General features: G+C 66.9%; 13 protein-coding genes. 6 read left to right on the top strand and 7 right to left on the bottom strand.

Going from position 1 to position 11,994, the window contains the following annotated elements; all coding sequences use genetic code 11:
• Positions 1-35 precede the first annotated feature (35 nt).
• Genes F3087_RS24850 through F3087_RS24860 form a run of 3 tightly spaced genes read right to left on the bottom strand, consistent with a single transcriptional unit; the run spans position 36 to position 2,385 of the window.
• A complete protein-coding gene (locus F3087_RS24850; protein ID WP_150404446.1) occupies positions 36-608 on the bottom strand; it encodes a 3'-5' exonuclease in 573 nt (190 codons plus the stop codon).
• Between the two features lie 45 nt (positions 609-653).
• Positions 654-1,649 carry a zinc-binding dehydrogenase gene (locus tag F3087_RS24855; RefSeq protein ID WP_150404447.1) on the bottom strand — a complete coding sequence of 332 codons (996 nt, stop codon included), beginning with the start codon at positions 1,647-1,649 and terminating at the stop codon, positions 654-656.
• A gap of 52 nt (positions 1,650-1,701) precedes the next feature.
• Positions 1,702-2,385 (bottom strand): TetR/AcrR family transcriptional regulator, encoded by a 684-nt coding sequence (locus F3087_RS24860; RefSeq protein ID WP_150404448.1) that lies wholly within the window; start codon positions 2,383-2,385, stop codon positions 1,702-1,704.
• A gap of 91 nt (positions 2,386-2,476) precedes the next feature.
• On the opposite strand from F3087_RS24860, the gene F3087_RS24865 reads away from it, so the two are divergent.
• The 3 genes from F3087_RS24865 to F3087_RS24875 all read left to right on the top strand — a co-directional run bounded on the left by F3087_RS24865 (position 2,477) and on the right by F3087_RS24875 (position 5,764).
• On the top strand, positions 2,477-3,976 hold the full coding sequence (locus F3087_RS24865; RefSeq protein ID WP_150404449.1) for an MFS transporter: 1,500 nt from the start codon (positions 2,477-2,479) through the stop codon (positions 3,974-3,976).
• Positions 3,977-4,028: 52 nt separating this feature from the next.
• The gene (locus tag F3087_RS24870) at positions 4,029-4,787 is read left to right on the top strand and encodes a hypothetical protein (protein WP_150404450.1); all 759 of its coding nucleotides are present in this window, start codon (positions 4,029-4,031) and stop codon (positions 4,785-4,787) included.
• An 83-nt stretch (positions 4,788-4,870) separates the two neighbouring features.
• Positions 4,871-5,764 (top strand): SDR family NAD(P)-dependent oxidoreductase, encoded by an 894-nt coding sequence (locus F3087_RS24875; protein ID WP_223885313.1) that lies wholly within the window; start codon positions 4,871-4,873, stop codon positions 5,762-5,764.
• Between the two features lie 197 nt (positions 5,765-5,961).
• Here F3087_RS24875 and F3087_RS24880 read toward each other — a convergent pair whose 3' ends face one another.
• Complete coding sequence (locus F3087_RS24880; RefSeq protein WP_150404451.1) at positions 5,962-6,165, bottom strand: hypothetical protein; 204 nt, start codon at positions 6,163-6,165, stop codon at positions 5,962-5,964.
• Positions 6,166-6,607: 442 nt separating this feature from the next.
• Here F3087_RS24880 and F3087_RS24885 point away from each other — a divergent pair, with 442 nt between their 5' ends.
• From F3087_RS24885 to F3087_RS24895, 3 genes are read left to right on the top strand one after another with little or no spacing between them, the layout of a single operon-like run.
• Entirely contained in the window at positions 6,608-7,240 is a 633-nt protein-coding gene (locus F3087_RS24885; RefSeq protein WP_191094155.1) for an urease accessory protein UreF, read from the top strand.
• A gap of 26 nt (positions 7,241-7,266) precedes the next feature.
• Positions 7,267-7,983, top strand: a complete 717-nt coding sequence (ureG, locus tag F3087_RS24890; RefSeq protein ID WP_150404453.1) for an urease accessory protein UreG — start codon at positions 7,267-7,269, stop codon at positions 7,981-7,983.
• Positions 7,973-8,629, top strand: a complete 657-nt coding sequence (locus tag F3087_RS24895) for an urease accessory protein UreD (RefSeq protein ID WP_150404454.1) — start codon at positions 7,973-7,975, stop codon at positions 8,627-8,629. Before ureG ends, F3087_RS24895 begins: the two co-directional genes overlap by 11 nt.
• Before the next feature lie 315 nt (positions 8,630-8,944).
• Here F3087_RS24895 and F3087_RS24900 read toward each other — a convergent pair whose 3' ends face one another.
• The 3 genes from F3087_RS24900 to F3087_RS24910 all read right to left on the bottom strand — a co-directional run bounded on the left by F3087_RS24900 (position 8,945) and on the right by F3087_RS24910 (position 11,916).
• Positions 8,945-9,211 carry a hypothetical protein gene (locus F3087_RS24900; protein ID WP_150404455.1) on the bottom strand — a complete coding sequence of 89 codons (267 nt, stop codon included), beginning with the start codon at positions 9,209-9,211 and terminating at the stop codon, positions 8,945-8,947.
• A 209-nt stretch (positions 9,212-9,420) separates the two neighbouring features.
• Positions 9,421-10,140, bottom strand: a complete 720-nt coding sequence (locus F3087_RS24905) for a DUF456 domain-containing protein (protein WP_150404456.1) — start codon at positions 10,138-10,140, stop codon at positions 9,421-9,423.
• 312 nt (positions 10,141-10,452) lie between these two features.
• Positions 10,453-11,916, bottom strand: coding sequence for an NAD(P)/FAD-dependent oxidoreductase (locus F3087_RS24910; RefSeq protein WP_150404457.1), 1,464 nt, complete (start codon positions 11,914-11,916; stop codon positions 10,453-10,455).
• Positions 11,917-11,994: the final 78 nt, after the last annotated feature.

Below are 11,994 nucleotides of genomic sequence, written 5' to 3' on the forward strand. Positions count from 1 at the left end.
CGTCCGCGATCAATCACTCAGCGCGAGCGGACGGCTCAATCCGTACTTGTCACCCGCCACGCTCCCCGCCGAGCGATTTCGAGGACCAGCGCGGCGATGTTCCACGCGTCGTCCTCGCCGCGGTGGTGCCGCCCTTCGAGCGGCAGTCCAGCTATATGCAGCGCGCCGGCCATCCCCTGTCGGCGTTTCAGCTCGTACGCCTCACTGAACACCAGTTTTGCGTTCGTGTGCCGGTGCCCGAACGGGTATTCGGTGCCGGTCGCCTGGCATTGGCTCAGGAATTGTTTGCGGTCGTAGTCACCCCAGCTGGCCCACGGCCGACTACCGGACTGGTGCTCGGTGGCCAGCATCCGGCAGGCCTCGGCAAACGACACACCGGTATCGACTTCGTCCTGAGTCAGCCCGGTCAGCTCCGTGCAGAACTCGCCTACGGTGGACCGCGCGGGCCGCACCAGAATCCGATGCTTCCCGCCTCGCTCACCCGACTCCAAATCCACCACGGTCAAACCGATTTCGATGATCTCGCGCACCGCACCGGGCGGTGTCTTACCTTCCCAGCAGGTCGCCTCGACATCGACGACATTGAGCAGCCCCCTATTTCCTCCCATGGACGTGGAGCCTAAGGAGGAAACACGAGACCCCTCAATCGGTTTTCAAGGAATCAGCACAACCTTGCCGACGGTCGCTCGCGTCTCCAAGGCGTGGTGCGCCGCGGCGGCCTCGGCCAGCGGGAACTCCTGCACCGCGGGCCGCAACCGCCCGGCCGCCGCTTCCGCCAGGGCCCGATCCTCGAGCACTCGAATGTCCCCACCGGCACGCTGGATCATCGGCGGTCCGAGCACGAACTCGGAGGTGATGCCGCGAGCAGCCAGTTCCTCCGCGGAAAGCGTCAGTGCTGTCGCATCTTTCGGACTCTGCCCGGACGCGCCGAACACCAGGTGCTGCCCACCCTTACCCAGCAGATCGATGGCGGCACGTGCTGTCTCCGCGCCTACGGAATCGAAAAGTACTGTCGCCCGCCGATCCCCGAGGAACCCTCGGACCTGTTCCGGCCAATCGGGCAGCAAGTAGTCGACGGCAAGATCGGCGCCATTGCGTTGCACCAGTTCGACTTTCGCGGGTCCACCGGCAAGGCCGATCACCGTCGCCCCGGCGTTCCTCGCGAATTGCACCAGCAGCGTACCGATTCCACCCGCGGCGGCCGTCACGATCGCGATGCTGTCCGGACCGAGCTCGGTGAATTGCAGAATACCTATGGTCGTCCGCCCGGTACCGATCATCGCCACCGCTTCGGTGGGCCCGAGACCGTCCGGAATCTCATGCAGCCGAGCCACTTCCGCGACCGCGAGTTCGGCATAACCACCGGGCGCCATGCCCAGATGCGCAACCACCTGCTTGCCGGCCCACCCCGGATCGACCTCTGCGCCAACCGCATCGACAGTCCCGGCGACCTCGCGGCCGGGCACGGTGGGCAGCTCCGGAACCGGATACGGTCCAGGCAACCCCTTGCGCAACGCCGTATCGATCAGATGAACCCCGGCCGCCGCCACGGCAATTCGCACCTGACCCGCCCCCGGACTCGGATCGGGAACGGTCTCGTAGCGCAGATTGTCGGCCGGGCCGAAGTCATGAAGTCGGATCGCGTGCACGGTGGCTCCTGTTCGTGATGGTCGCCAACCACCGTGCAACATGAAGCTAGGTTCAGGTCAAGTCGGCGGCCCGCAGCCGCGCCTTGGCCTCGAAGCCGTCGCACAGCGCGGCCAGACCGGCATAGAGCAGATCTTCCTGGGATAGGTCATTGATCCCGCTGCCCTCGAGGTCCGCGAGCGCGGCGGGCACCGGGAATTGTGATCTTCCTTTCAGCATCGTGCGCAGCCCGTTGTCGCCCTCCGGGTTCATTCCCTTGCGGGCCATCAGCGCGGCGCTGATGTGCGGCAGGGTCGCGCCGGAGATGTGGTTCCACACGGTGAACGCCATGGTCGTGGCTTCCCTGGTCGATACATTGAGTTCGGAAAATCCCTCGACCATCCAGGCCAGGCAAGCCAGACTCATCGGACCGAAGCTGTAGCGCGGCGTGGCGAAGGTGAGCAGGACCCACGGATGTTGCTGGTAGAGCGCCCAATCGATCTCGGCGGCGATGCGCACCCGATCGCGCCAGGTCCACTGCTGTCCCTCCGCGGAGGGGTAGGGATTGCGCCGGGCCACCTCGTCGGTCATCTCGGCGAGCAGTTCGTCCTTGTTCGCGACGTGCCGGTACAGGGACATGGCGCCGACGCCCATCTTGTCGGCGATCCGGCGCATGGACAACGCGTCGAGACCCTCTTCGTCGGCAAGCGTTATCGCGGTGTCGATGATGGCGGCTCGGTTGAGCTTGAGCTCAGACATCCCATGACTCACTTTCACTTCCGGGGGAGCTTGCGTACACTGTACTCCAGTTGTGCGTACGGCGTACGCGAGATGGAGAGGATTACCAAGGATGACAGACGTTGAGGCAGTGCGGGCCGCCCAGGCGGCGCCCACTGTCGGCTCGCGCCGTGCCTGGCTCGGCCTTGCGGTGTTGCTGCTGCCGGTGCTGCTGGTGTCGATGGACATCTCGGTGCTGTTCCTGGCCATGCCGACCCTCACCGTCGACCTCGACCCGTCGGCCGCCCAGCAGCTGTGGATCCTGGACATCTACGGCTTCCTGATCGCGGGCCTGCTGATCACCATGGGCAACCTCGGTGACCGGATCGGCCGGCGCAACATCCTGCTCGTCGGGGCCACCATCTTCGGCATCGCCTCCATCCTGGCCGCGTTCGCGCCGAGCGCCGCGGTACTCATCGTCGCGCGGGCCCTGATGGGCGTCGGCGGCGCGACCCTGCTGCCGTCCAGCCTCGCACTGATCTCCACCCTGTTCCCCGACGCGCGCAAGCGGGCCGCCGCCATCGGCATCTGGACCGCGTTCTTCGCCGGCGGTTCGGCGGTCGGGCCGATCATCGGCGGCATGCTGCTGCACCAGTTCTGGTGGGGCTCGGTCTTTCTCATCAACATCCCGGTGCTGCTGATCCTGCTTGCGTTCGGCCCGTTCGTGCTGCCCGAGCATCGCGCCGGAGTGCGCGGGCCGCTGGATCTGCCGAGCGTCGCGCTGTCCATCGGCGGCATCCTGCCGCTGGTGTACGGCATCAAGCACGCCGCGGCCGACGGGGTCGACCTGGAGGCGATCCTCATCTCGCTGATCGGCGTGGTGATCCTGACCGTCTTCGTGCGCAGGCAGCGCAAGCTCGACGAACCGCTGCTCGACCTGCGGTTGTTCGCCCGCGCCGGGTTCTCGGTGGCGATCGGGTCCAGTCTGGTCGGCATGATGTCGCTGGCCGCGATGAGTTACCTCACCAGCATCTACCTGCAATCGGTCACCGGACGTGATCCGCTCGCGGCGGCCCTGTTCGGCATTCCGATGGCGGTCGCCGTGTTCGTCTGCTCGATGAGCGGGGCCCGGTTCGGTCGCCGGTTCGGCACGCGCAACACCTTCGTGTTCGCGCTGACCGCTTCCGCCATAGGCAATCTCATGCTGCTCGGCGTCGGTGTGCACGGCGGGATGTGGTGGTACCTGGTCGGATCCACCGTTGCCGGCATCGGTTACGGCCTTGCGTTCACGCTGGTTTCGGACGTCGCGGTGTCCTCGGTTCCCGCGGAACGCGCCGGCTCGGCCGTCGGTATCTCGGAGACCAGCTTCGAACTCGGCAACGCACTCGGCCTGGCCCTGCTGGGATCCCTTGCCGCACTGATCTTCCGCTCCGGTGGCGACTACGCCGCGACACTGGGGGAGACGATTCAAGAGGCCGGGGACAACACCGCGCTGATCGAGTCCGCGCGCGAATCCTTCGTCTCCGGCATGCATATCGCCACCGCGGTCGGTGCGACGGTGCTCATCGCGATGGCGATGATCGCGCGATTCGCCTCACCGGCCCGCGTCGAAACGAGCACCGCCGGCCACTAGTTCCGGCGCGCCTCCCACGTGAGAAGTGTTGTCCGCGATATAATTAAGTGTCATGTTTACGCATGATTCGGCTGTCGCCGACAACACTTCTTCGCATGACACCGCCACGGTGCAGGACTTCATCCGCCGCTACGACGACACCATTTCCGCAGCGGATTTCGATACTCTGCCAAGCTTTTTCGACGAACAAGTCTTGGTGATCACCCCGACGTCAAGTCGCTGCGTGACCCGCGCGGAGTTCGTCGCTGCCGCCAAAGCCCGGGCCCATGAAATGGATTCGTCCTTCCGCATCGAGTCGACCGAACAGGCGAACGCCGAACCCCTTGCCCGCGAATCATATTCGTCGCTGCGTACTGACTTGGTCGAGCAGGTTGACCTCGAGCCACCCGCTCACAGAGTGGATTCGCTGTCGCATGCTGAGTCAATTGAGCGGGTAGGCATCGAATCATCCTCTGGCAGCGGGGATTCGACGCCGAGCGCAGGGTTGGTCGAGCAGGTGGAGTTCGGGCCGGCTGCGCATGGAGCGGATTCGCTGTCGTGTGCTGAGTCGATTGAGCGGGTAGGCATCGAGTCACCCGCTGGTAGAGGGGATTCGGCGCCGCGTACGGCGCTGGTCGAACAGGCGACCGTCCCGCTCGGTGGACATTGCTGGCTCACCTCTGCGCACTGGCGGCTGAGGCTCGGTGACCGGACGCTCGATCTCTACAGTGACTTCGTGGTCCGCCGCACAGACAACGACCTGCGCATCGCGGCCTACCTCCCTCGGCAGGATCTGCCGCAACTGTTGCGCGAGGCCGCCGGTCAGGTCTGATCGGGAGCTCACCCTGTCGTGCCGCGACCACGACGCCCGACGATCGCGGGCTAAATTGGCGCGCTGCTAATAGAGTCGGAACCGTGAACGACACTTCGGCGCAGAGCAACGGTCGCCCGATCGCCGAGCGAGTGGCCGCGCGACTGCTGTATCCGACCTCGCGCCCGCGCGACGGCAAGCTGCATGCGGCGGTGGACGGCAAGATCGTGCTGATCACCGGCGCGTCGCACGGCATCGGCAAGGCCAGCGCACGCAAGCTCGGCGCGGCAGGCGCCGTCGTGCTGCTCGTCGCCCGCTCCGCCGACGACCTGCACCAGGTCGCCGCCGAGATCAAGGCCGACGGCGGCACCGCCCACGTCTATCCCACCGACCTCACCGATATGGACGCCGTCGAGAAACTCGGCCGCCACCTGCTCGAGGAGCACGGCCACTTAGACGTGGTGATCAACAACGCGGGCAAGTCGATTCGCCGCCCGATCAGCAAGTCCTACGACCGCTTCCACGACTTCACCCGAACCATCGACATCAACTACCTCGGCCCGGTCCGCCTGCTGCTCACCCTGCTGCCGGACATGCGCGAACGCAAACAAGGCCACATCGTCAACATCTCCACCTGGGCCATCCTCGTGCCGCCCGCCCCGCAATGGGCCGCCTACGGCGCCTCGAAATCCGCCTTCGACGTGTGGCTGCGCAGCGTCGCCGCCGAAGCAGCCGGCGACGGCGTCACCTCCACCTCCATCTACATGCCGCTGGTCCACACCCGAATGAGCGCCCCCACCGACTTCAGCCGCGTCCCCGGCCTGACCGTCGACGAAGCCTCCGACCTCGTCTGCCACGCCGTAACCGCCAAGCCCCGCGAAATCGCCCCCTGGTGGTCCGCCCCCGTCCAAGCCTGGACCAACCTCACCCGCAACCAGGTCCAACGCTTCTTCGAACGCATGCCCCGCCGCCTACCCGGCAGTTCCCGCCGCACTTAGCCCCGCTGTACCACCGGATACGGACCGGCCGAATCGCCGGCAGATCCAGGACCAGCTTCACTGATCACCTGACGCCGACCGCGCACGACTGCCCCGAATCACCGTCCTCCAGCGCGGAGAGCTCACGCCAGGCTTAGCTCTCATCGAGGCGAGTCATATGTCGCCAGTTGATCTTCGACAGCGACCATATGACTCGCCTAGATCCCGGAACGACCCTTTGACTTGCCTCGCTGTCCGGCATTGTCATGCCGCCAGATGCTGGACAGCCGGATCGTCAGCCGATCCAGGATCAGCTTCGCTGGGCACGCGCTGCCGAGGCCGATCGCGTACGGCCAGCGCGCGTCGTCGCCTTTAGTGTCCGCGAGCTCGCGCCGGACTTCGCGCTCATCGAGGCGAGTCATATGGTCGCTAGTTGATCTTCGACAACGACCATATGACTCGCGTCGATGTTCCGCGTTGCCGTGCCACCGGATGCTGGACGGCCGGATCACCTGCGGATTCAGGATCGGCTTCGTCGGGATCGCGCTGCCGAGGCCGATCGCGTACGACTGACCTACGTCGCCGGTCTTGATGCCCGCAAGCTCCCGCCAGACTTGACTCGATTCCCGGAGCGACTATTTGGCTCGTCCATTCGATGTGTCCACGGTGGTGCCCCGTTGGGCGGCAAGGGGTGCGCTGAGCGGGACATCATGGTGCGTCTTCTCGATGTTCTTCTCCGCTGTGTCCCGTTCGGGCGTGGAGTTGGTGGGGTGGGCTTCTGGGTGGAGGGAGGGGGAAGGCGCACCAGGACACGCCGATGCAACACGCCAGGCTTAGGATCCGTCGGTGGGTGAAATTGGGTCGGTGAGTCTGGCGACGCTGTTGGCGTTGGCGGATTCGCGGTTGCCGATCGGGGGGCATGTGCATTCGGGTGGGGTTGAGGAGGCGGTCGCGTCCGGGGTGGTGCGGGATGTTGCGACGGTTGAGTTGTATCTGCGTCGCCGGATCAGTACCTCGGGGCTTGTTGCAGCGTCGTTGGCGGCTGCGGTGTGCGCCGGTGCGCTCGAACCGGCGCGGGCTGAAGCGGAGGCCGATGCGCGGACGCCGTCGCCCGCCGCACGTACCGCCTCGCGAGCCCAGGGCCGAGGCCTGCTGCGACTGGCCAAACAGCTGTGGCCGCAAGAAGATTGGTCCGCACTCGGCCCACGCCCGCATCTGTCGACGGTCTTCGGCTTGGTCGGCGCGGCCTGCGCCGTCACCCCGAAGGAGATCGCGGGCGTGGTCGTCTACACGACCCTGACCGGCGCCGCCACCGCCGCCCAACGTTTACTCGCGCTCGACCCAGCCGCCATCGCCGGCTGCACGGTCCGCCTCGCCACCCTCTGCGACCACACCGCGACCACCGCCGCAGAAGGCCTCGCCTGCCTCTCCGACCCACTGCAAGACGCGCTCGCCGAACGACACCTGCACCGCGACATGCCCCTGTTCGCCAGCTGAGTCCCCGATAGAAGGAGATCGCCACCATGCCACCGCACCTGATCGACGGTGAACCGCACGACCACACCCACGATCGCCCGAAACGCGACCGCACCCCGGGTGAGGCGCTGCGCATCGGCATCGGCGGCCCGGTCGGCTCCGGCAAGACCGCGCTGGTGGCCGCGCTGTGCCGGCAACTGCGCGAGGAACTTTCGCTCGCCGTGCTGACCAACGACATCTACACCACCGAGGACGCCGACTTCCTGCGCAGGCACGCGGTGCTGCCGGACGAGCGGATCACCGCGGTGCAGACCGGCGGTTGCCCGCACACCGCCATCCGTGACGACATCACCGCGAACCTGGACGCCATCGATGACCTGATCGCGGCCAACCCGCCCCTGGACCTGATCCTGGTCGAATCCGGCGGCGACAACCTCACCGCGACGTTCTCCTCCGGCCTGATCGACGTGCAGATCTTCGTGGTCGATGTGGCCGGCGGCGACAAGGTGCCGCGCAAAGGCGGTCCGGGCGTGACCTTCTCGGACCTGCTCGTGGTCAACAAGACCGATCTGGCCCCGCTGGTCGGCGCGGATCTCGGCGTGATGGAACGCGACGCGGCGAAGGTCCGCGAGGGCCGCCCGACCGCGCTCATCTCGCTCACCGACGACCCGGCCGCCACCCAGGTGCTCGCCTGGGTGCGCGAGCAACTGCGCGCCATCGCCGAGCAGGACCGGTCCGGCACCGAATCCGCTGTTGCGCACTGAAGTCCGGATCGTCGCGAGCGCCACGACGCTGCCCGAGATCCACGCGAGCGGCGGGCTCTCGGCCCGCCGCACCGCGGCACACACCGTGCACCTGATCGGCACCGCCGCAACCCCGCTCGGCGGAGACGAACTCGACATCACCATCGTGGTCGGCCCGGGCGCGCGCCTCGTCGTGCGCTCGGTCGCGGCCACCATCGCCCTGCCGAGCGCCGCGACCCCATCATCCTTGGCGCACTGGCATTTTCAGGTCGACACCGGGGGAGACCTCGACTTCGACCCCGAGCCGACGATCATCGCAGGCGGCGCCCACCACCACACCATCACCTCGGTCCAGCTAGCCCCCGACGCCCGCCTGCGCCTACGCGAACGCGTACAGATCGGCCGTTCCGGCGAAGAAACCGGCAGCTGGCGCGGCGACCTGATCGCCGACCTCGGCGAAACACCTTTGCTCCGACACCGTTTGGAACTGGGCGCAGACACCACCACCGACGACCAACTCGCCGCACCACGCGCATTGGAAAGCGAACTCCGCTACCCGGACAATCGCCCAGCCGAAACCATAAGCCTCACCGAAACCCGCCTCCCACTAGCAGCCGGCGGCACCCTCCTCACCCGAACCAGCTCACTCCTCGCCTCCGCGCGCTGATCGGCAGCAGCCCGCTCGTATCCAGGGCCCGCTCCGGCGATCACGCCGCGGATCAGCGCATCTGTTCTCTCCGGAATCCCCGCGCCGGTTGCCGACGGACTTCCCGAAGGCACGGCGGTACTGAACCTGACACCGTGACCGCCGAGGAAGCGGCCTGCGGAGCCAGATACGTTGCCGCGGCGGCCCAATCACCGAAAGCCGCACACCATTTGACATCCGCACGGGTGTCCGCGCGGCGAGTCGGTGTGCGGCAAATCAGTTGGTGTGCGGCTGTTTATGCTGGCGGCGCGGTCGGCCCAGCGCATCAGATCGAGCTCAGTCTTCGTCACTCGTTGAACGGCGGGGCAGCTTCGGCTCGCCCGGCGCCTCCCATGACTGGGATGTCCCGCCCCCGCCGAAATCTTGCTGGAAGACCGTGCCGGGCGGGACACCACCGCGCCCCGCCTTGGCGAACGGGTCGTTGTACTCACCACCGTGCCGCCCGTAGCGGCGGATGCGCACGTACCGCGCGACCATCAAGCCGAACGCCGCGAAGAACGGCGCGAGGGACAGCACCACAACCACCCAGCCAGCGGCGTCCATCGCATCCCCTCTCGACAATTGCTGCCGTGTTGCGCTGATCTTGACAGTACGACGACTCGCCGAAAACGACTCGCCGAATCAGAAACGCGCGTGGGTGTCTGCCGTCACCTCGAGGTGTATCCCGCCCAGAAGGGGAGAAACGAGAAAGGGTGGGAACTCGACAGCGTCGTCGAGCTCCCACCCTTGTTCGGTTCTAACCGCACCTATTGTCAGTCGCCCACGACTCGCGAGGGCGCGTTGAACGCGTTGACCGCGCCGACGGCCGCACCGGCCGCGGCACCCACCGCAGCCGCGGGAACGGTGATCACGGCCGCGCCGACGGACGCACCGAGCATCGGCCCGGCCACGATGCCGACCGGCACGAACGGCAGGCCGACGACCAGCCCGATCGCCCCGCCGACGAGCGCGGAGGTCGCCGCGATCGGCGCACCCGAGGCCGCACCGGCGACGGCGCCCATGGCGGCGGTGCCGACGATCTGCCCGGCCATCCGGTCGGACCGGCTGCGTTCCATGCCGACCGAGTCGAAGAAGGTGGCCAGGTTGGCCTCGACCAGCGCCGAGTTGTCGTTGATCTGGATGGCCTGCTCGGAGTCGATGAAGTCCGGCGCATCGACCTGCACGTCACCGAAGCGGAACTTGCCCGGCGGCGGCGCGATCGGCGGCACGGGAGCCACCGGAACGGGCGCGTGCAGCACGCCGACCGGCGCGAGGTACTTCTTCTCCGGCAGCGGCCGCGACCACTGCAGGGAGCTCTTGGTGTTGTCCGGGATGTTCAAGCCCTCGTACGGCATCGCGTTCGGCGGCTCGGCCGCGGGCCACTGCGCCGGATGGTCGGGCTGTGCCGTCACGTTGGGTTGTGCAGGCTCGGCATTGGCGGTGCCGGTGCCGACCAGTGCGAGGACCAGCGGTACCGCACCTGCCGCGACCATCGAGCCCACCTTTTGCCGCTGCGGGTTGGGGGCTCTGTGCTTGCCTGTGCCCATAGGTAGATCGCCTTTCGTCAGGTCAGAAGAGATGTCACTTTCGACGTCCGACATTCGGATCTGCTCGGCGACTGGATGGGTTCTTTTTCGGCCGACTTGCCGGCCTCGGCATTGCCGGTAAATAGCTACGCCGAGTTGCGAACGCCGCCATAAACGACCTTCCGGACATCCCGGAACACATCCCGAAACGACCGAAGGCGACCTTCACGCTGTCTCAACAGCTGAAGGTCGCCTTCGGGCCGGCGCGAGTTGCGGTGATCAGCCCACGCGGCCCTCGACGGCCGCCTTGGCCTTCTCGGCCAACTTGCCCTTCTCCGCCGGCGGCGCACCCAGCGCGGCCGCGAGCTCGTCGGCTTCTTCCTCGTCGGAATTGACCTGCTCGAGCGCGAGCCGGGCGAACACCCACTGCTCGGTCGCGGCCATCTGCCCGCGACTCCGCCCGAGGAACGTGACGAACCACTGAATCACCGTGACGATCCGGCTGCGGTAACCGATCAGGTAGTACAGATGCAGGGCCAGCCACGCGAGCCAGGCGATGAACCCGCTGAACTCCAGCTTGCCGACCTGGCACACGGCGTTGAACCGGGACACGGTCGCCATGCTGCCCTTGTTGAAGTACTTGAACGGCTTACGGTCTTGCGGCGCTTGACCGTTCAGCCCCGCCTTGATCGCCTTGGCCGCGTAGGTGGCGCCCTGGATCGCGCCCTGCGCCTGGCCCGGCACGTCCGGCACGGACATCAGGTCGCCGACGACGAAGACGTTCGGGTGTCCCTTGATGGTCAGGTCCGGCTCGACGATGACCCGCCCGGCCCGGTCCACCTCGGTGCCGTCGGAGCGCTCGGCCAGCATCTTGCCCAGCGGGCTGGCCTGCACACCGGCTGACCAGACCTTGCAGGAGGATTCGATGCGGCGGATGGTGCCGTCGGAGTCCTTCACCGTCACGCCGAGCGCGTCGATGTCGGTGACCATGGCGTTGAGCTGGATCTCGACGCCCATCTTCTCCAGCCGCTTCTTGGCCTTGAGCCCGAGCTTCGGCCCCATCGGCCCGAGCACGGCGCCGGCCCCTTCGAGCAGCACCACGCGGGCGTCGCGCGGATCGATGTTGTGGAACGTGCCTTCGAGCGTGCGATCGGCGAGTTCGGCGATCTGCCCGGCCAATTCGACTCCGGTGGGCCCGGCGCCGACCACCACGAAGGTGAGCAGCCGGTCCCGCATCTCCTGGCTGGTGGCCAGCTCCGCACCCTCGAACGAGCCGAGAATGCGGCCGCGTAGCTCCAGCGCGTCGTCGATGGTCTTCATGCCGGGGGCGTAGGTGGCGAACTGGTTGTTGCCGAAGTACGACTGCTGCGCGCCGGTGGCCACGATCAGGCTGTCGAACGGGGTGACCGTGTTCGAGTTGAGCAGCCGCGAGGTGACCGTCTTCGCCTGGAGGTCGATGTCGATGACATCGCCGAGCAGCACCTGCGCGTTCTTCTGCTTGCGCAACACCAGCCGGGTCGCGGGCGCGATCTCGCCGACCGAGAGGATGCCGGTGGCCACCTGGTAGAGCAGCGGCTGGAACAGGTGCGACGTGGTTTTGGAGATCAACGTGACGTCCACGTCCGCGCGCTTGAGGTGCTTGGTGCCGAACAGGCCGCCGAAGCCGGAGCCGATCACCACCACCTGGTGACGACCCGCCCTGCCACCGCCCCCCACCGAATCGCTGCGCGATGCTGTGCTCATGGTTGCTGACTCCTCGACAGACCTGGGGGTTTGTCCCCCGCGAACGGTTGTTGTCAGATCCCAACCGTAGTCGGCTCC

It is taken from the genome of Nocardia colli, from assembly GCF_008704205.1.
GTDB lineage: Bacteria > Actinomycetota > Actinomycetes > Mycobacteriales > Mycobacteriaceae > Nocardia > Nocardia colli.